Origin of the sequence: Agrilactobacillus fermenti (genome assembly GCF_021030645.1) — a bacterium.
Taxonomy (GTDB): domain Bacteria; phylum Bacillota; class Bacilli; order Lactobacillales; family Lactobacillaceae; genus Agrilactobacillus; species Agrilactobacillus fermenti.
Genome location: NZ_JACGCJ010000067.1, coordinates 1 through 772, shown reverse-complemented (window position 1 = coordinate 772; position 772 = coordinate 1). Strand labels below are relative to the sequence as shown.

The following is a 772-nucleotide window of genomic DNA, read 5'->3' as shown; positions in this document are numbered from 1 at the left end:
CAATCCCTTTGGAGATCAATATCCCATCAAACCACGTTGCCGTTGCCATTAGTCATTTTGTTGATTCGATCCCCGATAAATTAATTTACGAAAAGGCCATGACTTCTGGCCGCCCCGCTTATAATCCGGCAATGCTTTTAAAAGTCATCTTGTTTGCCTATACCAGACAAAATTTTTCTGGCCGTAAGATAGAGGCCATGGCCCAAGAGAATATTCCGACTAAATGGTTGATCGGTGATCCAGATACCGTTCCTAGTTACCGCACCATCAATAGATTTCGTTCCTCTGATCAGATGAAACGATTGGTAGAGGCAATGTTCTTGAGCTTTCGACAATTATTAAAAGCCCAAGGCTTGATCGATGATAGTGCATTATTCATCGATGGTACGAAACTACTTGCTGATGCCAACAAGTATACCTTTGTCTGGCGCAAGGCCTCCGAAAGGTTTGAAGGACAATTAGATAAAAAAGTTGCTAGGCTTTACCAGGAACTCGTTCAAAATAAAGTTGATCTGGCAATGTCAGATGAAGCACCAAAGACAGACTCAAAAACACTTGAAAAAGCATCCGAACAGTTGACTAACGAGATCGAACGGTTAGATCAGGTGATTGCGACAGAGCCAATCATTCCTGGTGGTTCACCTAACAAACGCCTACGGCGAAAATTCAAACACGACCGTCATTTGATCGACAGTGACTACCTACCTAGAAAAAGTAAATACGAGTCTAATAATGCAATTTTTGGTGACCGAAATAGTTTTTCTAAGACTGA

General features: G+C 41.7%; 1 protein-coding gene. It reads left to right on the top strand.

Translation table 11 applies throughout. The features are described from left to right. Positions 1-772 (top strand): transposase (locus tag FHQ08_RS12625; protein ID WP_230914743.1); only part of this gene is annotated, 772 nt, incomplete at both ends.